18 protein-coding genes and 1 pseudogene are annotated in these 21,425 nt (G+C 67.6%); 5 read left to right on the top strand and 14 right to left on the bottom strand.

All coding sequences use genetic code 11. The features are described 5' to 3' along the window. Nucleotide 1 precedes the first annotated feature (1 nt). The 9 genes from BTO20_RS10100 to clpS form a co-directional block, all read right to left on the bottom strand. The gene (locus BTO20_RS10100) at nt 2–766 is read right to left on the bottom strand and encodes a cyclic nucleotide-degrading phosphodiesterase (protein WP_083163488.1); all 765 of its coding nucleotides are present in this window, start codon (nt 764–766) and stop codon (nt 2–4) included. Between the two features lie 64 nt (nt 767–830). After that, nucleotides 831–1,655 carry a glutamate racemase gene (gene murI / locus BTO20_RS10095; protein WP_083163485.1) on the bottom strand — a complete coding sequence of 275 codons (825 nt, stop codon included), beginning with the start codon at nt 1,653–1,655 and terminating at the stop codon, nt 831–833. After that, nucleotides 1,652–2,350, bottom strand: a complete 699-nt coding sequence (locus BTO20_RS10090; RefSeq protein WP_408632160.1) for a rhomboid family intramembrane serine protease — start codon at nt 2,348–2,350, stop codon at nt 1,652–1,654. Before BTO20_RS10090 ends, murI begins: the two co-directional genes overlap by 4 nt. Before the next feature lie 4 nt (nt 2,351–2,354). Continuing rightward, nucleotides 2,355–3,329 carry a cysteine synthase gene (locus BTO20_RS10085; protein ID WP_087075487.1) on the bottom strand — a complete coding sequence of 325 codons (975 nt, stop codon included), beginning with the start codon at nt 3,327–3,329 and terminating at the stop codon, nt 2,355–2,357. 3 nt (nt 3,330–3,332) lie between these two features. Beyond that, nucleotides 3,333–3,605, bottom strand: coding sequence for a MoaD/ThiS family protein (locus tag BTO20_RS10080; protein ID WP_087075484.1), 273 nt, complete (start codon nt 3,603–3,605; stop codon nt 3,333–3,335). Then, nucleotides 3,602–4,102 (bottom strand): Mov34/MPN/PAD-1 family protein, encoded by a 501-nt coding sequence (locus BTO20_RS10075; RefSeq protein WP_198344319.1) that lies wholly within the window; start codon nt 4,100–4,102, stop codon nt 3,602–3,604. Before BTO20_RS10075 ends, BTO20_RS10080 begins: the two co-directional genes overlap by 4 nt. Continuing rightward, nucleotides 4,047–5,066 (bottom strand): P1 family peptidase, encoded by a 1,020-nt coding sequence (locus BTO20_RS10070; RefSeq protein WP_087075480.1) that lies wholly within the window; start codon nt 5,064–5,066, stop codon nt 4,047–4,049. Before BTO20_RS10070 ends, BTO20_RS10075 begins: the two co-directional genes overlap by 56 nt. Continuing rightward, the gene (gene aosR, locus BTO20_RS10065) at nt 5,067–5,645 is read right to left on the bottom strand and encodes an oxidative stress transcriptional regulator AosR (protein WP_087075478.1); all 579 of its coding nucleotides are present in this window, start codon (nt 5,643–5,645) and stop codon (nt 5,067–5,069) included. Between the two features lie 6 nt (nt 5,646–5,651). Then, complete coding sequence (gene clpS, locus BTO20_RS10060; RefSeq protein ID WP_029371899.1) at nt 5,652–5,954, bottom strand: ATP-dependent Clp protease adapter ClpS; 303 nt, start codon at nt 5,952–5,954, stop codon at nt 5,652–5,654. 9 nt (nt 5,955–5,963) lie between these two features. On the opposite strand from clpS, the gene BTO20_RS10055 reads away from it, so the two are divergent. The 3 genes from BTO20_RS10055 (at nt 5,964) to BTO20_RS10045 (ending at nt 10,828) form a co-directional block, all read left to right on the top strand. Beyond that, nucleotides 5,964–7,319, top strand: a complete 1,356-nt coding sequence (locus tag BTO20_RS10055) for a nicotinate phosphoribosyltransferase (protein WP_269770361.1) — start codon at nt 5,964–5,966, stop codon at nt 7,317–7,319. A gap of 101 nt (nt 7,320–7,420) precedes the next feature. Then, complete coding sequence (locus tag BTO20_RS10050) at nt 7,421–9,355, top strand: ATP-dependent DNA helicase (protein ID WP_269770340.1); 1,935 nt, start codon at nt 7,421–7,423, stop codon at nt 9,353–9,355. Between the two features lie 30 nt (nt 9,356–9,385). Further along, on the top strand, nt 9,386–10,828 hold the full coding sequence (locus tag BTO20_RS10045; RefSeq protein ID WP_087075475.1) for a neutral zinc metallopeptidase: 1,443 nt from the start codon (nt 9,386–9,388) through the stop codon (nt 10,826–10,828). Between the two features lie 14 nt (nt 10,829–10,842). Here the strand turns inward: BTO20_RS10045 and BTO20_RS10040 are convergent, their stop codons facing one another. Both BTO20_RS10040 and BTO20_RS10035 read right to left on the bottom strand, forming a co-directional pair. Beyond that, nucleotides 10,843–11,742, bottom strand: a complete 900-nt coding sequence (locus tag BTO20_RS10040) for a Vgb family protein (protein WP_087075473.1) — start codon at nt 11,740–11,742, stop codon at nt 10,843–10,845. Then, the gene (locus BTO20_RS10035) at nt 11,739–14,342 is read right to left on the bottom strand and encodes a glycosyltransferase family 1 protein (RefSeq protein ID WP_087075471.1); all 2,604 of its coding nucleotides are present in this window, start codon (nt 14,340–14,342) and stop codon (nt 11,739–11,741) included. The genes BTO20_RS10040 and BTO20_RS10035 overlap by 4 nt, the downstream gene beginning before the upstream one ends. 203 nt (nt 14,343–14,545) lie before the next feature. Between BTO20_RS10035 and BTO20_RS10030 the strand changes: the two genes are divergently transcribed. Both BTO20_RS10030 and glgB read left to right on the top strand, forming a co-directional pair. Continuing rightward, nucleotides 14,546–16,624, top strand: coding sequence for an alpha-1,4-glucan--maltose-1-phosphate maltosyltransferase (locus BTO20_RS10030; RefSeq protein ID WP_087075469.1), 2,079 nt, complete (start codon nt 14,546–14,548; stop codon nt 16,622–16,624). Between the two features lie 7 nt (nt 16,625–16,631). Then, nucleotides 16,632–18,839 carry a 1,4-alpha-glucan branching protein GlgB gene (glgB, locus tag BTO20_RS10025; protein WP_087075467.1) on the top strand — a complete coding sequence of 736 codons (2,208 nt, stop codon included), beginning with the start codon at nt 16,632–16,634 and terminating at the stop codon, nt 18,837–18,839. Here glgB and BTO20_RS10020 read toward each other — a convergent pair. From BTO20_RS10020 to BTO20_RS10010, 3 genes and pseudogenes are all read right to left on the bottom strand, one after another. Next, nucleotides 18,836–19,719, bottom strand: a pseudogene (locus BTO20_RS10020) (co-chaperone YbbN). The gene glgB and the pseudogene BTO20_RS10020 sit on opposite strands and share 4 nt — an antisense overlap. 13 nt (nt 19,720–19,732) lie before the next feature. Then, nucleotides 19,733–20,116 carry a DUF3817 domain-containing protein gene (locus tag BTO20_RS10015; RefSeq protein ID WP_087075465.1) on the bottom strand — a complete coding sequence of 128 codons (384 nt, stop codon included), beginning with the start codon at nt 20,114–20,116 and terminating at the stop codon, nt 19,733–19,735. A 47-nt stretch (nt 20,117–20,163) separates the two neighbouring features. After that, a complete protein-coding gene (locus BTO20_RS10010; RefSeq protein ID WP_087075463.1) occupies nt 20,164–21,342 on the bottom strand; it encodes an acetyl-CoA C-acetyltransferase in 1,179 nt (392 codons plus the stop codon). Between the last annotated feature and the right edge of the window lie 83 nt (nt 21,343–21,425).

The raw sequence follows: 21,425 nt of genomic DNA, 5'->3' as shown, positions 1-21,425 counted from the left end.
CCTATCGGGTGATGTCGAATACCTCGCCGCACACCACGGCGTGCACCGGGCCGTCGAACTCGGCCTTGGCCTCGCTGATCACGTCCTCACGCGACGTCCATGGCGGGATGTGGGTGAGCAGCAGCTCGCCCACACCGGCCGCCGCGGCGGCACGCCCGGCCTCGGCACCCGACAGATGCAGCCGCGGCGGGCGAGACGGATCGTCGGTCCACGACGCCTCGCACAGGAACACGTCGGCGCCGCGCGCCAGATCCACGAGCGCATCGCAGTAGCCGGTGTCGCCGCTGTACACCAGCGTCGCACCGGACGGGTCGGTGAACCGCATGCCGTACGACTCGGTCGGATGGCATACCAACCGTGGGGTGATGTTCAGCGTGCCCAGTTCGATGGCCTCGCCGTCCACCCAGTTACGCACATCGAAGATGTCGGTGAAGTCATCGATCTCGCCGCCCTCGGGCGAGGACGCCGCGCCCAGCCGGGCCCACGTGTTGGCGGGGCCGTACATGATGCCGCGTTCGGTGGCCGGGATGGGGTGATAGCGCCGCCAGACAAAGAGTCCGGGCAGGTCCAGGCAGTGATCGGCATGCAGATGCGACAGCAACACGTTGACCGCGTTGGGGTCGGCGTAGCGCTGCAACGCGCCGAGAACGCCGCCGCCGAAGTCGATCACCATCGGCACGGTGTCCGGCGCGGTGACGAGATACCCCGACGCCGGCGAATCTGGGCCGACAACGCTGCCGGAGCATCCCAGGACGGTCAAACGCACAGTGCCTAGCTTGCCATGCCTGGCATGCACGTCGCCAAGACATGGCCGGTTTGGGCGACGGAGATCATGTTCCGGCGCCGGCGTGACGCCCCACCTGCCGCACGCCGTCGAGACTGGGGCCGAGGAATCTGGCCGCCAGAGCGGTGAACGCCTCCGGATCGCCCGTCGCTTCGAAGACCCGGTGCGCCGGGGAAACTCCGTGCGGCTTCAGCAAATCGAGTTCGGTCAGCACCCGCAGCAGGTCCTTCGCGGTCTCCTCGGCCGACGACACCAGCGTGACGTTGTCGCCCATGGCCAGTTGGATCAACCCCGACAGCATCGGGTAGTGGGTGCAGCCCAGCACGAGAGTGTCCACCTCGGCGCGCTGCAGAGGCTCCAGATACCCCTCGGCGAGCCCGAGCACCTGCCGCCCACTCGTCACGCCGCGCTCGACGAAGTCGACGAACCGGGGACAAGCCACCCCGATGATCTCGGTGTCACGCGCCGCGGCAAAGGCGTCCTGGTATGCCCGCGACGCGATGGTGGCCGCGGTGCCGATGACGCCGATCCGCCCGTTGCGGGTCGCGGCGACCGCGCGCCGCACCGCGGGCAGGATCACTTCGACCACCGGAACCGGAGCATAGCGTTCCCTCGCGTCCCGCAGACACGCCGACGACGCGGTGTTGCACGCGATCACCAACGCCTTCACTCCCCTGGCGACGAGGTCGTCGCCGATGGCCAGCGAGTGCGCCCGAATCTCGGGGATGGTCAGCGGCCCATATGGCCCGTTGCCGGTGTCGCCGACGTAGACGATGTCCTCGTCGGGTAGCTGGTCGATGATGGCGCGGGCGACAGTGAGCCCACCGACCCCGGAATCGAAAATCCCGATCGGCGCGAGCTGATCTCTCATGAGGTCAGCTGGTTGGGCCGCTTGCGGAGCTGCCGGGCTTTGCGTTCGGGCCCGGACAGCAGGTAAGCCGCGACGATCCCGGCGATGGCCCCGCACAGGTGTCCCTGCCAGGACACCCCGCCGCACGTGTTGAGTTCGGGGATGGCTCCCCACAACACGCCGCCGTAGATGAACAGCACCAGGATGCCCACGACGATCTGCCAGACGTGCCGGGTGAACCAGCCGAACACCATAAGGAAGGTCAGCCAGCCGAAGATCAGCCCCGACGCACCAATGTGGTTGGTCGGCAGGGCGCATCCGCCGACATCGCCGATCAGCCAGGTGCCGAAGCCACCGAGGATCCAGACGATCGCCGTCGCCCAGATGAACCTGCTCATCCCGGCAAGCGTCACGAGGAATCCGAGTACGAGCGCCGGGACGGTGTTGGCCATCAGATGCTGCCAGTTGGCGTGCAGCAGCGGGGCGAACAGGATGCCCCACAAGCCGTCGGTCTCCAGCGGGCGGATGCCGTTGCGGTCCAACCGCCCACCCGAAAGCTGATCAGCCAGCTCGATCACGTAGAGCAGTGCGACAAAGGTGAGGATGGCGGCGCCGCCGACCTTCCACGCCGGTGACTTGTTCGGCGTGGTCGGCACGGGCAGGCCACTCATGGACGATCCGCCTGCGGTTCCTCGCGGGCGCCTGCTCATGCCCACACCTCTATGCCCACAACTGCCCTTCCAACGCGTCCTCCGCGTCATCCAGGCTACCGGCGTAGGCACCGGTCGACAGATACTTCCATCCGGCGTCGGCCACCACGAACGCAATGTCCGCGCGCTCACCGGCCTTGACCGCCTTGGCTGCCATACCCAGCGCGGCGTGCAGCACCGCGCCCGTGGAGATGCCGGCGAAGATGCCTTCGCGGGTCACCAGGTCGCGGGTCCGTTTGACGGCGTCGTACGAGCCGACGGAGAACCGGGTGGTCAGCACATCGGGGTCGTAGAGCTCGGGAATGAACCCCTCGTCGATGTTGCGCAGCGCGTACACCCCCTCGCCGTAACGCGGTTCGGCGGCCACGATCTGCACACCGGGGACCTTCTCGCGCAGGAAGCGACCGGTGCCCATCAGCGTGCCGGTGGTCCCGAGCCCGGCGACGAAGTGGGTGATCTCCGGAAGGTCAGCCAGCAACTCGGGACCGGTGCCGCAGTAGTGCGCGTCGGTGTTCGCCGGGTTGCCGTATTGGTACAGCATCACCCACGAAGGGTTTTGCGCGGCAAGCTCTTTGGCGGTGGCGACGGCCGTGTTGGAGCCACCTTCGGCGGGGCTGAAGATGATCCTGGCGCCGTACAGCTCCAGGATCTGGCGCCGCTCGATCGAGGTGTTCTCCGGCATCACGCAGATCATCTTGTAGCCCTTGAGCAGGGCCGCCATGGCCAACGAGATACCGGTGTTTCCGCTGGTCGGTTCCAGGATGGTGGCGCCGGGCTCCAGCAGCCCGTCGCGCTCGGCCTGCTCGATCATCCGCAGCGCGGGCCGGTCCTTGATGGAGCCCGTCGGGTTGCGGTCTTCGAGTTTGGCCCACAGCCGCACGTGCGGTGTTCCGTCGTCACCGTCATCCCAGCGGGGTGAGAGGTTCTGCAGTCCGACCAGCGGAGTATCACCGAGAGCCTGCAGCAGCGAATCGTGTCTGGCCATGCGTTACCCGCCGGCGACAGCAGGCAGGATGGTCACCGAGTCGCCGTCGGCGATCACGGTGTCCAGGCCGCCGGAAAATCGCACGTCCTCGTCGTTGACGTAGATGTTGACGAATCGGTGCAGCTTGCCGTTATCGACGAGCCGCTCGGACAGGCCCGAGTAGTTGGCCTCCAGATCGCTGATCACCGCGGCCAGCGTGTCGCCGGAGGCGCTGACCCGCTTCTGCCCGCCGGTGTGCGGACGCAGGATGGTCGGGATCGAGACGTTAACGGTCACACTTGCTCCTTGTTGCTGTACTGCTCGACGATCTGGACGGGCTCTTCGGTGACGACGCCGTCGAGGATGCGGTAGCTGCGTAGTTCATGCTGGTTCGGGTCGCGGGTCGAGACCAGCACGTAGTGTGCATCGGGCTCCGACGCGTAGGCGATGTCGGTGCGGCTCGGATACGCCTCGGTCGCGGTGTGTGAGTGATAGATGACGACGGGCACCTCGTCGGCTTCGTCCATCGCGCGCCACACCTTGAGCTGTTCACCCGAATCGAACCGATAGAACGTCGGCGAACGCTCGGCGTTGACCATCGCGATGAACCGGTCGGGCCGGTCGGAACCCTCGGGTCCGGCGATCACCCCACATGCCTCGTCAGGATGGTCCGCCCGCGCATGGGCCACCATGGCCTCGACGAGGTCACGGCGTATCACCAACACTGGACGGCTCCCTTCATCCGAACGCTCCCGGCAACATGTCACGGTAGGTGGGTATTCCTGCCACCGCATCCGCGGCCAGGACTCCGACCAGGACTGCCCGGGCCAACACCTCCGCCGCCGCAGCGCCGATCCGGGCAACCAGCATGGTCTCGGGCGACATCGCCGGCGGGGTTTTCGGGTCCGGCTCGACCGTCACCGCGCCGGTGGCCAGCGCGAACACCGTATCGCCGTCCAACGGGGTGTGGCACGGCGCGATGGTGCGGGCCAGCCCGTCGTGGGCGGCCACCGCGACGCGCCGACATGCGGCCTTGCTCAGCGCGGCGTCGGTCGCGACTACTGCGATGGTGGTGTTGAGCGGGCTCAGTTCGGTGTGCAGATCGGCGTATGCGGCGAGCTGATTCGCCGGCGGCGCGACGAGGCCGAACTCGTGGGTCAGTGTGGTCATCCAGGGCAGCCCGGTTGCCGGGTCGACGACGTCGCCTGCGGCATTGACGATCACGAGCGCACCAACGGTCACTCCGTCGGGCAGCACGGTCGACGCCGTGCCGACACCACCCTTGAGTACCCCGGCCCGCGCACCCACCCCGGCCCCGACCGTGCCGAGACCGAACTGGGCACCCGCCGCGGCCGCGGCGGCGTAGCCGAATTCGGCGGTCGGCCGGTTCGCCCACCCGCCGACGGGCAGATCGAAGATCACCGCGGCCGGAACGATGGGAACCACCCCGCCGTCCATGGCGACGCCGCGATCCTGCTGCTCCAGCCAGGTCATCACACCGTCGGCTGCGGCCAGGCCGTATGCGCTGCCGCCGGAGAGGACGACGGCGTCGACGTGGCGGACGGTGTTGATCGGGTCGAGCAGATCGGTCTCGCGCGTACCCGGCGCGCCACCGCGACCGTCGACGGCGCCGATCGTGCCCGGCGGGGCCAGGACCACGGTCGTGCCCGAGGCCCAACCGGCACCCAACGTGACGTCCTGGTCGATGCGGTGGTGGTGGCCGACCAGGATGCCGCCGACGTCGGAGATCGAGCCCATCTACTTGCCCATGAGTCCCAGCACGAGGTACTCCTGCAGCACCGTGAGCCATTGGTACACGTCGAGGTGCCCGGCCATGGGGTGCTCCTGCGACAGCCGGTGCGGGCCGTCCGGCCTGATGTCGAGCATGGTGCCGAGCGCCAGGCGCACGTCGTTGACCGAGGCGGCCCAGGCCTGTGCGTCGCTCTCGGTCAGTTCGAACTTGCCGCCGCCGTCCGGGAGCGTGCCCAACAGCCGTTGTGCCGCATCGCGTTTGGCGTCGATGATCTCGGGCTCATGCAACCCGCGCAGCGCGCTGTTGAGGCTTTCGGCGGTGCCGGAGCCGGCGGGGTGCTCGGTGGCCGGCCGGTAGAAGTCGGGTAGCAGCCGGCGCAGCGTGTCGTCCTGCGGTGGCTGCGGGTTCCCGGTCCGGATGCCGGTGATGGCGTGCAGTTCGTCTGTCGGCGCCGAGGATTCGCGCTCCTCGAGCATGCCCAGCAACGAGGTCACCAGGTTCTGCAGCAAGACGGCTTCGTGGGCAGCCAACGACGACCGGAACCGCGGGCCGTCAGCGGTTTGGATCCGCTTCCATTTGCGCACCGTCGATCAGCGGTCCTGCGCCAAGGTCGCCCACAGCCCGGCGGCGTGCAGTTTCGACACGTCGACCTCCATGGATTCGCGGCTGCCCGCCGACACCACCGCCTTGCCCTCGTTGTGCACCTGCAGCATGAGCTTGGTGGCGTGCGGTTCGCTGTAGCCGAAGAGTTTCTGGAAGACGTAGGTCACGTACGTCATCAGATTTACCGGGTCGTCCCACACGATGGTCACCCATGGACTGTCGGTGGCCTCGGCCCCGGCGACGTCAACTTCTTCCCGGGTACCCGGACGGGCCTTCGCCGGTGTAACCATGGGCTCACAATACCGGCGAGATCCCCAAACCCGGAAACGGCTACGGTTGCTGCTGTGACGGTCGCGTTGCTCACCGACAAGTACGAGCTGACCATGCTCGCCGCTGCACTTCGCGACGGTACCGCGCACCGTCAGACCACGTTCGAGGTCTTTGCCCGCCGGCTGCCCGAGGGACGCCGATACGGCGTGGTTGCGGGTACCCAACGGTTCGTCGAAGCCTTGGGGCAGTTCAGGTTCGACGATACCGCTCTGGCGACGCTGGACTTCCTCGACGATGCGACACTGGCGTATCTCGCCGACTACCGGTTCCGCGGGGACGTCGACGGCTACGCCGAAGGCGAGCTCTACTTCCCCGGTTCGCCGGTGCTCTCCGTGCACGGCAGCTTCGGCGAGTGCGTGATCCTCGAGACCCTGGTGCTGTCAATCTTCAACCACGACACGGCGATCGCCTCGGCCGCGGCCCGGATGACCTCCGCCGCGGCGGGCCGGCCGATGATCGAGATGGGTTCGCGGCGCACCCACGAGCAGGCGGCCGTCGCCGCGGCCCGCGCGGCATACCTCGCCGGGTTCGCGGGGACCTCGAACCTCGAGGCCGAGCGCCGCTACGGCGTGCCCACGATGGGCACCGCGGCCCACGCCTACACGCTGCTGCACACGACCGCGGCGGGCCCCGACGAGCAGGCGGCGTTCCGCGGACAGGTGGCCGCGCTAGGCACCGACACCACGTTGCTGGTGGACACCTACGACATCACCACGGGCGTTGCCAACGCGATCGCGGTTGGCGGGACCGAGCTCGGCGCGGTCCGCATCGACTCCGGCGATCTGGGTGTGCTGGCAGGCCAGGTGCGGACCCAGCTCGACGGGCTGGGCGCCTGCTCGACGCGCATCGTGGTCTCCGGCGATCTCGACGAGTTCGCGATCGCGGCCCTGCGCGCTGAACCCGTCGACAGCTATGGCGTCGGCACCTCGGTGGTGACCGGCTCTGGAGCGCCCACCGCCAGCATGGTCTACAAGCTCGTCGAGGTCGACGGCATCGGCGTGGCCAAACGCAGCAGCCTCAAGGAGTCGCACGGCGGCCGCAAGCAGGCCCTCCGGCTGGCGAAGGCGTCAGGAACCATCGTCGAAGAGGTCATCCACCCGTACGGGCAGCCGCCGCCGACTCCGTCCGGTCTGACCGCGCGCACACTCACCGTGCCGTTGGTGACCGGCGGCGAGCCGGTGTCCGACGCCACCCCTGCCGCAGAACTCTCCGCCGCGCGCGAGCGGGTCACCGCCGGACTGCACAGCCTGCCGTGGGACGGCCTCAAGCTCTCCCGCGGCGAACCTGCCATCGGCACCCGCATGGTGCCCGCCCAGGATCGTTAGGAGCTCCCACGCCGGAATCCGACTTCCCCAACGACATCACCGACCTGCTCGCGGTCGCTGTCGACGGACTGGGTGGCGCACGCCGCACCGGTCAGATCGAGATGACGAAGGCTGTCGCGCACGCCTTCGAATCCGGTGAGCACCTGGCCGTGCAGGCCGGCACCGGCACCGGCAAGTCCCTTGCCTACCTGGTCCCGGCGATCGCACACGCGCTGGCAACCGAGCAGCCGGTCGTGGTCTCGACCGCCACCATCGCGCTGCAGCGCCAGCTGGTGGACCGCGACCTGCCCCGGCTGGTGGAGTCACTGGCCGGTGCGCTCCCCCGCCGCCCCACCTTCGCGCTGCTGAAGGGTCGGGGTAACTATTTGTGCCTCAACAAGATCCACAACGGAGCCGGCGAACCAGAGGACCGTCCGCAGGACGAGTTGTTCTCGCCGATGGCCATCAGCGCCATGGGCCGTGACGTGCAGCGTCTGATGGACTGGTCCTCGGAAACCGAGACCGGCGACCGCGACGAGGTGACCCCGGGTGTACCGGACCGCTCCTGGAGCCAGGTCAGCGTCTCGGCGCGGGAGTGTCTCGGGGTGTCACGCTGCCAGTACGGCACCGACTGCTTCGCCGAGCGGGCTCGCGGCCTGGCCGGCGCCGCCGATGTGGTGGTGACCAACCACGCCCTGCTGGCCATCGATGCCCTCTCCGATTTCGCCGTATTGCCCGAGTACGAACTGCTGATCGTCGACGAAGCCCACGAACTCGCCGACCGTGTCACGGGCGTGGCCACCGCCGAGCTCTCCCCGACGTCGATGGCCGTGGCGCACCGACGAGCCGCGCGACTCGTGGATCCCGAACTCGCAGAACGTTTCGAGGCGAGCATCGCGACGCTGTCCTCACTGCTGCACGAGACCGAGCCGGGCCGCATCGATGTGCTCGACGACGAGCTGGCCACTTATCTGACCGCGCTGCGCGACGCTGCCAACAAGGCCAGGATGGCGATCGACACCTCACCGAGCGATCCGAAAGCCGCGGTCGCCCGCAACGAGGTCGTGACCGCACTATCCGACGTCGACGACACCGCCTCCCGCATCCTGTCGTCGTTCGTCCCGGCCATCCCGGACCGTACCGATGTGGTGTGGCTCGACCACGAGGAGGGCGCGCACGCGAGGAGCACCAACAGCGGCAGCGGGAGCGTCCGGACCATCCTGCGGGTGGCCCCGCTGACCGTGTCAGGGTTGTTGCGCACCAGGCTCTTTGACCACACCACCGCCGTGCTGACCTCGGCCACCCTGAGCCTGGGCGGCAACTTCGACGCCATGGCCAGGGCATGGGGTCTGGCCAAACCGGACGACTCCGAGGGCGCGGCCACGCCGGGCTGGCGCGGCATCGACGTCGGCTCGCCCTTCGAACACGCCAAATCGGGAATCCTGTACGTCGCCAAGCATTTACCGCCACCCGGCCGCGACGGCACCGGTGACGACACCCTCGACGAGATCGAAGGTCTCATCACCGCTGCGGGCGGTCGCACGCTGGGTCTGTTCTCCTCGATGCGGGCCGCGAAGGCCGCCGCCGAGGCCATGCGCGAACGCCTCGACACCCCCGTGTTGTGCCAGGGCGACGACACCACTTCTGCTCTGGTACAACAGTTTTCCGCCGATCCCGAAACCTCGCTGTTCGGCACCCTGTCCCTGTGGCAGGGCGTCGACGTGCCAGGGCCGTCGCTGTCGTTGGTGCTGATCGACCGGATTCCGTTCCCCCGGCCCGACGATCCGCTGCTGACCGCGCGGCAACGGGCGATCAGTGCCCGCGGCGGCAACGGCTTCATGGCGGTGGCCGCCAACCACGCCGCGCTGCTGCTCGCCCAGGGCGCGGGCCGACTGCTGCGCCACACCGACGACCGCGGGGTGGTCGCGGTGCTCGACTCCCGGCTGGCGACGGCACGCTACGGCGGATACCTCCGCGCGTCGCTGCCGCCGTTCTGGTCCACCACCGACGGCGATCGGGTGCGCCAAGCCCTGCGCCGATTGCGTGGCGGCAGCTGAGATTGCGGGTTTTCACTATCCTGTAGCTCCATGAGTCGACAGCGTCTGGCCCGCATCGCGATCGCCGCGTGCGCGGTACTGCCGGTCCTGTCCTGCTCAACGGTGTTGCAGGGCAATCCCGTCTCGGTGTTCGCCGATCCGTTCTCGGTGGCAGGCATGCCCGCCACCGACGGACCCAGCGGGCTGCGGCCCAACGCCGAGGCAGGCTCACGCGACGTCACCGGCACCGACAACGGCGACGTCGACAAGCTGGCGGGCGACGCCGTCAGCGACATCGAGGACTTCTGGCACAACGCCTACTCAGACTCCTTCGACGGATCGTTCGAACCGGTGTCCGAGTTGATCTCCTGGGACGCGCACGGTTACGACGGCGAGTTCTGCGGCGAGAGCACCTACGGATTGGTCAACGCGGCGTTCTGCAAGCTCGACCGCAGCATCGGCTGGGATCGTGGCGTGCTGATGCCGTCGCTGCGCAAGGACGGCGGCGACATGGCCGCCGTCCTGGTGCTGGCCCACGAATACGGCCATTCGGTGCAGCAACAGGCCAAACTCATCACCCGCGGCACCCCGACGCTCGTGTCCGAGCAGCAGGCCGACTGCCTGGCCGGCACGTACATGCGCTGGGTGGCCGAGGGCAACTCCCCCCGGTTCACGCTCAACACCGGCGACGGGCTCAACAATGTGCTGGCCGCGGTGATCGCGTTCCGGGACCCGCTGCAGAGCGAGGACGACGCGCAAGCCGGCGCCAACGAGCACGGCTCGGCCTTCGAGCGGGTCTCGGCGTTCCAGTTCGGCTTCACCGATGGCCCCTCGGCGTGCGCGGCAATCGACGTCAAGGAGATCAAGCAGCGCCGCGGGGACCTTCCGGTGCTGCTACCCGAGGATCAGTCCGGCGAACTGCCCATCACCGAGAAGTGGGTGCGCGCCATGGTCGACGCGTTGAACACGATATTCAAACCGGCCAAACCGCCGAAGCTCAGTTTCTCCACCGACCAGGCGAAGACCTGCCCCGATGCCAGGCCCAGCCCGCCGGCCTCGTACTGCCCGGCCACCAACACCATCGTCGTCGACCTCAACGACCTCGCGGCGATGGGCGTCAAGAACGAGGACGACGGCGCCATGGCCCCGGCCAGCGGGGACAACACCGCCTTCTCGGTGCTGACGTCGCGGTACATGCTGTCGCTGCAGAACACGCGCGCCGTACCGCTGAACAACGCGAAAGCCGCCCTGCGGACCGCGTGCCTGACCGGTGTCGCCAACGCCAAGCTCAGCAAGAGCCTGACCCTCGGCAACGGCGACAGCATCGTGCTGACCGCGGGCGACATCGACGAGGCGGTGTCGGGCATCCTCACCAATGGGCTGGTGGCCAGTGACGTCAACGGCGAATCGGTGCCGTCCGGCTTCTCCCGCATCGACGCGTTCCGGCTGGGTGTGCTCGGGGACGCCGAGCGCTGTTTCAAGCGATTCGACTGACCGCCGGGGAGAATTCAGTTCGGCATGCGCAGCACGAAGCCGGACTCCAGCGCCACCCAGGCGGCACCGTCCGGACCGATCGCCAGACCGTGCGGTTCACTGCCCGACGGCAGGTCGACCGTGATCACCTCACCGTCGTCGCTGACCCTCGCCAATTGATCTGCGCCCCACAGGCTTACCCATACCCCGCCGGACGGGTCGGCGACCACGGCGTGCGGTTTGCCGGGCAGATCCAGTTCCTGGATGGCATCGTTCATCGGGATGCGGCCCAACTTGTCGGCGCGGATCTCGGTGAACCACACGGCATCGTCGTGGCTCGCCGCGATACCGACCGGACCCGCTGCGGGCGTGGGCAGTTGACGCTTGGTAAGCGTGCCCCCACCCTCTTGTCCTCCTCGCGTGCGGGAGTTTTCTTGTCCTCCTCGCGTGCGGGCCGTCAGCCGGCCGATCGCATTCCCCTCGTTGAGGGTAAACCACAGTGCGTCGTCGGGACCGCGGGTGATCATCGACGGCATGCCACCCACCGTCGCCTCGGTGGTGATCTCGCCGTCGGTGCTGATCCTGCCGATCACCCCTGAGGTCATCGCGGTGAACCACAACGCGTCGTCCGGCCCCGCGACGATGCCGAAAGGGGCGCTGCCGGAGGGCAATTCAAACTCCGACTGCTCCCCCGCAGCAGAGATTCGACCAATCCGGTCGTCCCCGCTGCGGGTGAACCACAGCGCCCCGTCAGGACCCGCGGTGATGATCGACGGCCGCGAACCCTCACCCACCGCGTGGACGGTGACCTCGCCGCCGGCGGAGATCCGCGCGACGGCCCCGGCGTGCACCAGCGTGACCCACATGGCGCCGTCGGGGCCCGCCGTCAGCGCGTACGGACCGCCGTCGACAGCGACTTTGAGTGCCCGGCTCAAGCCAGCGTCACCAGTCCGAGCTCGTTGTCGCCGGCCAGCAACGGATGATGCGGCAGCACGCGCACGGTGTAGCCCACCGGCCCGGCCACCGGCAGCGGCGTGGTGGTCGAGAACACCTCGTTGCCGCCATCGGCCGTCCCGGTATGGGTCATCGGCACCGTGACCGGTTCGGTGATCGAGTCGGTGGCGTCGACGCGGCCGAGCACGGCTTGGACCACCACCTCGTCAGGGGCCAGCCCCGCCAGTTGCACAGTTGCGGTCAGCGTGAGCTGCGAACCCAGCAGCGGCGTGTCGGGCAACCCGTAGCTGTCCACATCGGTGATCTCGATCTTGGACCAGGCCGACTGCGCGCGGCGCCGGTAGTCGGCCAGTTCCGCTGCGGCGCCGAACGGTTCACCCGAGGCCGGCTGGACGGTCTTGCGCAGCGACTGTGCGGCAGGCAGGTAGTACTTCTCGGTGTAATCGCGGACCATCCGCGAGGCGAGCACCTTCGGACCGAGCTCCTGCAAGGTATGGCGCACCATCTCGACCCAGCGCGTGGGCACCCCATGTTCGTTGCGCTCGTAGAACTTCGGGGTGACCGCTTTCTCCAGCAGGTCGTACAGTGCGGCGGCCTCCAGGTCGTCGCGGCGTCCCTCGTCGAGCAGCCCGTCGGCGGTCGGAATCTCCCATCCGTTCTCTCCGTCGTACCACTCGTCCCACCAGCCGTCGCGGATGGACAGGTTGAGTCCGCCGTTGAGCGCGCTCTTCATACCCGATGTGCCACAGGCCTCCAACGGCCGCAGCGGGTTGTTCAGCCACACGTCGCAGCCCCAGTACAGGAAGCGGGCCATCGACATGTCGTAGTCGGGAAGGAACGCGATGCGGTGCCGTACCTCGGGCCGGTCGGCGAATTTGACGATCTGCTGGATCAGCGCCTTACCACCGTCGTCGGCCGGATGCGACTTGCCTGCCACGATCAGCTGCACGGGGCGGTGCTCGTCGAGCAGGAGTGCCTCCAGCCGCTCCGGATCGCGCAGCATCAGCGTCAGCCGCTTGTAGGTCGGCACCCGCCGGGCGAACCCGATGGTCAGCACCGACGGGTCGAAAGCCGTTGCGATCCAGCCCAACTCCGCATCGGAGGCGCCGCGCTCCAGCCAGGACCGACGCAGCCGGTCACGTACGTCGGCGATGAGCGTCTCACGCAGCTGCGACCGGATCCACCACAGGTGCCCCGGGTCGACCTCCTGCAGGCGCTGCCACAGGGCGGGCTCGCGCAGCGACCCGAGATCATCGGAGCCGATGAGCTCGCGGCCCAGCGCCACCCACTGCGGCGCCGCCCACGTCGGGGCATGCACGCCGTTGGTGATCGAACCGATCGGCACCTCGTTCGGGTCGAATCCCGGCCACAGCTCGTTGAACATCTCGCGGCTCACCCGCCCGTGCAGCAGCGATACGCCGTTGGCCCGCTGCGCGAGCCGCAGACCCATGTGGGCCATGTTGAACTTCGACGGATCGTCCTCGGCACCGAATGCGATGACCCGGTCGAGCGACACCCCGGGCAGCAGTCGCGATTCGCCTTGCTCATCGGAAGAACTGCCGAAGTACCGCTTGACCATGTCCACCGGGAACCGGTCGATACCTGCAGGCACCGGGGTGTGGGTGGTGAACACCGTCGAGGACCGCACCACGGTCAGCGCGGTGTCGAAGTCCAGCCCGGCCGCGACCAGCTCGCGGATCCGTTCGAGCCCGAGGAAACCGGCGTGGCCCTCGTTCATGTGGAACACCTCGGGCGCGGGCAGATTCTCTGCCTCGATGAACGCCCGGATGGCCCGGATTCCGCCGATACCGGCCAGGATCTCCTGCTTGATCCGGTGTTCCTGGTCACCGCCGTAGAGCCGGTCGGTCACCCCGCGCAGGTCGTGCTCGTTCTCCGGGATGTCGGAATCCAACAGCAGCAACGGGATTCGGCCCACCTGGGCGATCCACACCTGGGCCCGCAGCTCACGGGAATCGGGCAGCGCGAGCGCCACCGTCACGGGGTCGCCTGCCGCGTCGATCAACAGGCGCAGTGGCAGGCCCTGCGGATCCAGCGCCGGATAGTTCTCGTGCTGCCAGCCGTCGGCGGTCAGCGACTGCCGGAAATAGCCGGACCGGTAGTACAGCCCGACGGCGATCAGCGGCAAACCCAGATCCGACGCCGATTTCAGGTGGTCACCGGCCAGGATGCCCAGACCGCCCGAGTAGTTGGGCAGCACTTCGGCAACACCGAACTCCATCGAGAAGTACGCGATGCCCTTGGGCATCTCGACGCCCTCGTCGGCCTGCTGCTGGTACCACAGCGGCCGGGTCAGGTAGTTGTCCAGATCCGCGGCCAGACCGTCGAGACGGTTCAAGAAGGACTCGTCACCGGCCAGCTCGTCGAGCCGCTTGGGGCTGACAGCGCCCAAACACGCGACCGGATCGCCGCCGGCGGATTTCCATAGCGACTGGTCGATATCGGCGAACAAATCCTGGGTGGGCTTGTCCCACGACCAGCGCAGGTTGATCGACAGGCGCTCCAGAGCCGCCAGCCGCTCTGGCAAATGGGCGCGGACAGTGAACCGTCGGAGGGCTTTCACGCGACATCACCTTACTGACAAATCGCGATCTCGCAGGCAATGAGCCCTGGACCACACAAATCCACACCCCCGCAGGCCTGCGCAAAGGGAAATCAACACGTGCACGGCTTCCACCCCGCCAGGTTCGACCGGCCACTACGGTGGGTACTGGACGCGACAGGGCAGTGCAATGAAACAGCGTTATCCAACGTGAGGAGTGACGGGTGGCCGGTCGTATCGGAATCGACGACGTCGCGCCAGCGATATCCGGTGGGCGTTTCCCCGCGAAAGCCGTCGTCGGCGAAGTGGTGCCGGTGAGTGCGACGGTGTGGCGCGAAGGCCACGACAAGGTGGCGGCCACCCTGGTGGTGCGCTACCACGGCACGGACTACCCACGACTGGCCGACGGACCCACCCCGGCACCGCCGCCCGTGCCGATCCAGGACGTGGTGGCTCCCGCCGCGCGGATCAAACCGCAGGCGCTGCCGATGGCCCCGGGCCGCACCCCCGATGTGTTTCATGGCCAGTTCACGCCCGACCGAGTGGGCCTGTGGACCTTCCGGGTGGACGGTTGGGGCGATCCCATCGCCACCTGGCGCCATGCGGTCGAGGCGAAGCTCGAGGCCGGGCAGAGCGAGGGAGAACTGTCCAACGATCTGCTGGTCGGCGCGCGGCTGCTGGAGCGCGCGGCCGCCGGCATGCCGCATGACCTGCGCGAACCGCTGCTGTCGGCCGCGGCCGCGCTGCGCGAGCCAGGGGATCCCTTCACCCGTGCCGGTGCCGCGTTGTCCGAGCAGGTAACTGGTCTGCTGGCGCAGTACCCGCTGCGCGAATTGCTCACGCGCGGTGAGCGGTACGGCGTATGGGTGGATCGGCCGCTGGCCCGGTTCAGCTCGTGGTACGAGATGTTCCCGCGCTCCACCGGCGGTTGGGACGCCGACGGGCATCCCGTGCACGGCACGTTCGCCACCGCCGCCGGCGCCCTGCCCCGGATCGCGCGGATGGGCTTCAACATCGTCTACCTCCCGCCGATCCATCCGATCGGCAAGGTGCACCGCAAGGGCCGCAACAACTCTGTCACCGCCGCCCCCGGTGATGTCGGGTCGCCGTGGGCGATCGGTAGCGACGAAGGCGGTCACGACGCCGTGCATCCGGACCTGGGCACCATCGACGACTTCGACGCGTTCGTCGCTGCCGCACGGGACCAGGGCCTGGAGGTGGCGCTGGATCTCGCCCTGCAGTGCGCGCCCGACCACCCGTGGGCCAAGTCTCACCGGGAGTGGTTCACGGTGTTGCCCGACGGCACCATCGCCTACGCCGAGAACCCGCCGAAGAAGTACCAGGACATCTATCCGCTCAATTTCGACAACGACCCGGTGGGCCTCTACCACGAGGTGCTGCGGGTGGTGCGGTACTGGATATCCCACGGTGTCAAGGTGTTTCGGGTTGACAACCCGCACACCAAACCGCCGAACTTCTGGGCGTGGTTGATCGCCGAGGTCAAGAACGACGACCCCGACGTGCTGTTCCTCTCCGAGGCGTTCACCCGGCCGGCACGGCTCTACGGGCTGGCCAAGCTCGGTTTCACGCAGTCCTACACCTACTTCACCTGGCGCACATCGAAGTGGGAACTCACCGAGTTCGGCAAGGAGATCGCCCAATACGCCGATTGCGCGCGGCTGAGCCTGTGGGTCAACACCCCCGACATCCTGCACGCGAGCCTGCAGCACGGCGGCCCCGGCATGTTCGCCATCCGCGCGGTGCTGGCCGCGACACTGAGCTCGACATGGGGGGTGTACTCCGGCTACGAGCTCTACGAGCATCGGGCGGTGCGTGAGGGCAGCGAGGAGTACCTGGACTCGGAGAAGTACGAGCTGCGTCCCCGCGATTTCGAGGCAGCACTGGATGCGGGGGAATCGCTCGAGCCATTCCTCACGCGGCTCAACGAGATTCGCCGGTTGCACCCAGCGCTGCGCCAGCTGCGGAACGTGACGTTCCACCACATCGACAACGACGCACTACTGGCCTACAGCAAGTTCGACCCGATCACCGGCGACACGGTGCTGGTGGTGGTGACGCTCAACGCATTCGCCCCCGAGGAGTCCACGCTGTGGCTCGACATGGAGGCGCTCGGGATGGAGTCCTACGACCGGTTCTGGGTGCGCGACGAGATCACCGGCGACGAATACCAGTGGGGCCAGTCCAATTACATCCGCATCGACCCGGCCAAAGCGGTGGCACACGTGCTGAACATGCCGCTGATACCGCAGGACAAACGACTCGACTTGCTACGCAGGGAATGAGGTCACGATGACGCGAAGCAATCAACTCACCAATGCACAGCTGCGGCCCGACCCGTCAGATGTGCACCGGCTCTTGGCCGGCGAACACCACGATCCGCACGCAATCCTGGGCGCGCACGAATCAGGCGACCACACCGTGATCCGGGCCTACCGGCCGCACGCCGTCAAGGTGACAGCGCTGATCGGGGCCGATCGATTTCCGTTGGAACACCTGGAATCCGGGCTGTTCGCCGTGGCGGTGCCGTACACCAACCTGGTCGACTACCGCCTGGAGATCAGCTATCCGGGCGCCGACGACACGGTCGACGTTCACACCACGGCCGACGCCTATCGGTTCCTGCCGACGCTCGGCGAGCTCGACCTGCACCTGTTCGCCGAGGGCCGCCACGAACGGCTCTGGGAGATCCTCGGTGCGCACCGCCGGTCGTTCACCACGCCGGATGGCGTCGTGGATGGGGTGTCATTCGCGGTGTGGGCCCCGAATGCCAAGGGCGTGAGCCTCATCGGTGACTTCAACCACTGGGACGGCAACGAGGCCCAGATGCGGGTGCTGGGCTCGACCGGCGTGTGGGAACTGTTCTGGCCGGACTTCCCGGTCGACGGACTCTACAAGCTGCGCGTGCACGGTGCGGATGGATCGGTCTCCGACCGTGCCGACCCCATGGCGTTCGCGACCGAGGTGCCCCCGCACACCGCGTCTCGGGTGTTCACCAGTTCCTACACGTGGGACGACGGGGACTGGATGACGCGGCGTGCCGAGCTCAATCCGGTGTTCGAGCCGATGAGCACCTACGAGGTGCACCTGATGTCGTGGCGTCCCGGCCTGTCGTATCGGGAACTCGCCGAGCAGCTCACCGAATATGTTGTCGAACAGGGTTTTACCCATGTCGAGCTGCTGCCCGTGGCCGAGCATCCGTTCGGTGGTTCGTGGGGCTACCAGGTCACGTCGTATTACGCGCCGACAGCGCGCATGGGTTCCCCGGACGATTTCCGGTATCTGGTCGACACCCTGCATCAGGCTGGTATCGGGGTGATCGTGGACTGGGTGCCTGCGCACTTCCCCAAGGACGCGTGGGCGTTGGGCCGGTTCGACGGGACCGCGCTCTACGAGCACTCAGACCCCCGCCGCGGCGAACAACTGGACTGGGGCACTTACGTTTTCGACTTCGGACGGGCCGAGGTCCGCAACTTCCTGGTCGCCAACGCGCTGTATTGGCTGCAGGAGTACCACGTCGACGGCCTGCGCGTGGACGCCGTTGCATCGATGCTCTACCTCGACTACTCGCGACCGGAAGGTGGTTGGACGCCCAACATCTATGGCGGGCGGGAGAACCTGGAGGCTGTGCAGTTCCTGCAGGAGATGAACGCCACCGTGCACAAGGCCGCGCCAGGCATCGTCACGGTGGCCGAGGAATCCACCTCCTGGCCCGGCGTCACCCGGCCCACAAACCTTGGCGGCCTTGGCTTCTCGATGAAGTGGAACATGGGCTGGATGAACGACACGCTGGACTACATCAGCCGTAACCCCATATACCGCAGCTACCACCACCACGAGATGACGTTCTCCATGCTGTATGCGTTCAGCGAGAACTACGTGCTGCCCATCAGCCACGACGAGGTGGTGCACGGCAAGGGCACGCTGTGGGGCCGGATGCCCGGCGGCGATCACGAGAAGGCGGCCGGCCTACGCAGCCTGCTGGCCTATCAGTGGGCCCACCCGGGCAAGCAGCTGCTGTTCATGGGCCAGGAATTCGGGCAGCGCGCCGAGTGGTCAGAGGAACGTGGCCTGGACTGGTTCCAACTGGATGAACAGGGCTTCTCCGGCGGTGTGCAACGGCTGGTGCGCGACCTCAACGGCATCTACCGCAGCCACCCGGCGCTGTGGAGCCGCGACACCTCGCACGAGGGTTACTCGTGGATCGACGCGAATGATTCGGCCAACAATGTGTTGAGCTTCCTGCGGTTCGGCGCCGACGGTTCCATGCTGGCCTGCGTGATCAATTTCGCAGGCACCGAGCACAGCCAGTACCGGCTGGGCCTGCCGCACACCGGCACCTGGAACGAAGTGCTCAACACCGACGCCACGCTCTACAACGGGTCGGGTATCGGTAACTACGGCGCGGTGGAGGCCACCGACGAGCCGTGGCACGGCCGTCCGGCGTCGGCGGTCATGGTGTTGCCGCCGCTGTCCGCGCTCTGGTTCGAGCCGGCCTAGTACAGCGCGTTCGCGAGGTTGCGACGGCCGGCGACCACCTCGGGGTCGGCCGGGTCGAACAGGTCGAACAGCTCGATCAGCCGCGTGCGCACGGCGGTGCGGTCGTCTCCGGCCGTCCGCTTGACCAGGGCGATCAGCCGGTCGAAGGCGGCCGAGATCTGCTGCTGCAGGATCTCCACATCGGCCGCGGCGAACGCCGCCTCGATATCGGCCGGGTTTGCGTCGGCGACGGCCACCGCGTCGGGGCGCTGCACGCTGGCCCGCTGCAGAAAGGCGATCTGCCGGACCGCGCCCTTGGCCTCGGCGTGGTTCGGGTTGGCGTCGAGGATGGCCTGGTAAGCGGTCAGTGCAGCGGCGAAGTCACCGTTGTCCAAGTGGTCGCGGCCGCGGCCAGCTCGGGATCGACCTGCTCGGCCTCCCCCTCCGCCCCGCCTTCGAGCTTGCCCGCGGTCGCCTGCAGCAGCGAGTCGACCCACCGGCGCAGCTGCTCGGGCCGCTGCGGACCCTCGAAGCTGGCAATCGGCTGTCCACCGGCAAGCGCGACGACGGTGGGCACTCCCTGGATGCCGAACATCTGCGCGACCCGTGGTGTGGTGTCGACGTTGACCACCGCGAGGGACCACTTGCCGCCGTCGGTAGAGGCCAGGTCGGCCAGTGCGTCGCCCAGCTGGACGCTGGCTTCGCTACGCGGCGACCACAGCAGCACCACCACCGGCACTTGGCTGGACCGGACCAGAACCTCGGCCTCGAAGTTGGCTTCGGTGACCTCGACGCCGCCGGGCGCCGCGGAGGCGGTGCCCTCAGCAGGCCGCTGCTTGAGTGCCGACAGATCAACCGCACCGGCCAGCGCCGGTCCGACGGAAGGACGTGGACGTGTCACGGCATCAAGTCTGTCACGTCGTTTCAGGTACTGCGCCTCCCGGTTGCAGCACCATGGCCGAGCCACCGGCCAGCGTGAGACGGGCGGTCCGGTCAGCCCACATGACGAAAATCACACTGCCCAAGGGCACGATGCTGGCCAGCAACGCCAGAATCCAGGTGCCGACACCCCACTTGTGCGCGATCCCAACCAGCACGGCGGCCACCACGAACGCGATGAAGATGCCGCCGTGGATGGGCCCGAACACCTTGACGCCGACCTCGGTACGCGGAGTGCCCAGGTACTTGAAGTACATGCCGACCAGCAGGCCGGCCCAACTCACCGCCTCAGCAAGGGCGATGAGCCGGAACCAGCCGGAGACCGTGCGCAGGTCGAAGGAGCGTGTCATGGCCGCCATTGTGCCCGAGCGGCCCGCCAGCTACTACAAAGCGTCGTTGATAGCTGTCAGCGACGCAGCACGAGGGCATCGCCCTGACCACCGGCCCCGCACAGCGCGGCGACGGCGTAGCCCGAGCCCTTGCGCGCCAGCTCCAGCGCGGCGTGCAGAGTGATGCGCGCGCCGGACATGCCGATCGGATGACCGATGGCGATGGCGCCGCCGTTGACGTTGACCTTCGCCGGGTCCACCCCGAGCTCCTTGGTCGAGGCGAGCGACACCGCAGCGAATGCCTCGTTGATCTCGATGACATCCAACTGGTCGGCCGTGATGCCTTCGCGGGCGATCGCCTTCTTGATGGCATTGGCCGGCTGAGACTGCAGCGTGGAGTCCGGACCCGCGACAACACCGTGCGCGCCGATCTCACACAACCAGCTCAGGCCCAACTCCTCGGCCTTGGCCTTGTTCATCACCACGACAGCGCACGCACCGTCGGAGATCTGCGACGACGAACCCGCGGTGATGGTGCCGTCCTTACGGAACGCCGGACGCAACCCACCCAGCGACTCGGCGGTGGTGTTGGCCCGGATGCCCTCGTCCTCGGCGAACTCGATCGGATCACCCTTGCGCTGCGGAATGGACACCGGCACCACCTCGTCGGCGTAGACCCCGTCCTTCCACGCCGCGGCGGCCTTCTGATGCGACTGCGCAGCAAACTCGTCCTGCTCGGCGCGCGTGAACTTGTCGACCTCGTTGCGCTGCTCGGTCAGCGCGCCCATCGGCTGATCGGTGAACACGTCGTGCAGACCGTCGTAGGCCAGGTGATCCAGCACGGTGACATCGCCGTACTTGTAGCCCTCACGGCTCTTGGGCAGCAGGTGCGGAGCCTGCGTCATCGACTCCTGCCCGCCCGCGACGACCACATCGAACTCGCCGGCCCGGATCAGCTGATCGGCCAGCGCAATGGCATCGATGCCGGACAAACACATCTTGTTGATGGTCAGCGCAGGCACATCCCAGCCGATGCCGCCACCCACCGCGGCCTGACGCGCAGGCATCTGCCCGGCACCGGCGGTGAGCACCTGACCCATGATCACGTACTCGACGAGCGACGCGTCGACCCCCGCCTTCTCCAACGCACCGCGAATGGCGATCGCACCCAGGTCACTGCCCGAGAAATCCTTCAGCGAACCCATCAACTTCCCGACCGGAGTACGCGCCCCAGCAACGATCACCGACGTTGTCATTTGTTACCTCCAGTGGGTGGTTGATAGAGCTGTGTGGCCGATCACACATACCGCCAACATTCAAGTAAAGGTTACCGTTGCGT

The organism is Mycobacterium dioxanotrophicus, from assembly GCF_002157835.1.
GTDB classification, from domain to species: domain Bacteria; phylum Actinomycetota; class Actinomycetes; order Mycobacteriales; family Mycobacteriaceae; genus Mycobacterium; species Mycobacterium dioxanotrophicus.
The sequence above is the reverse complement of the archived record's forward strand: the minus strand, read 5'-3'. Positions and strand labels throughout refer to the sequence as shown.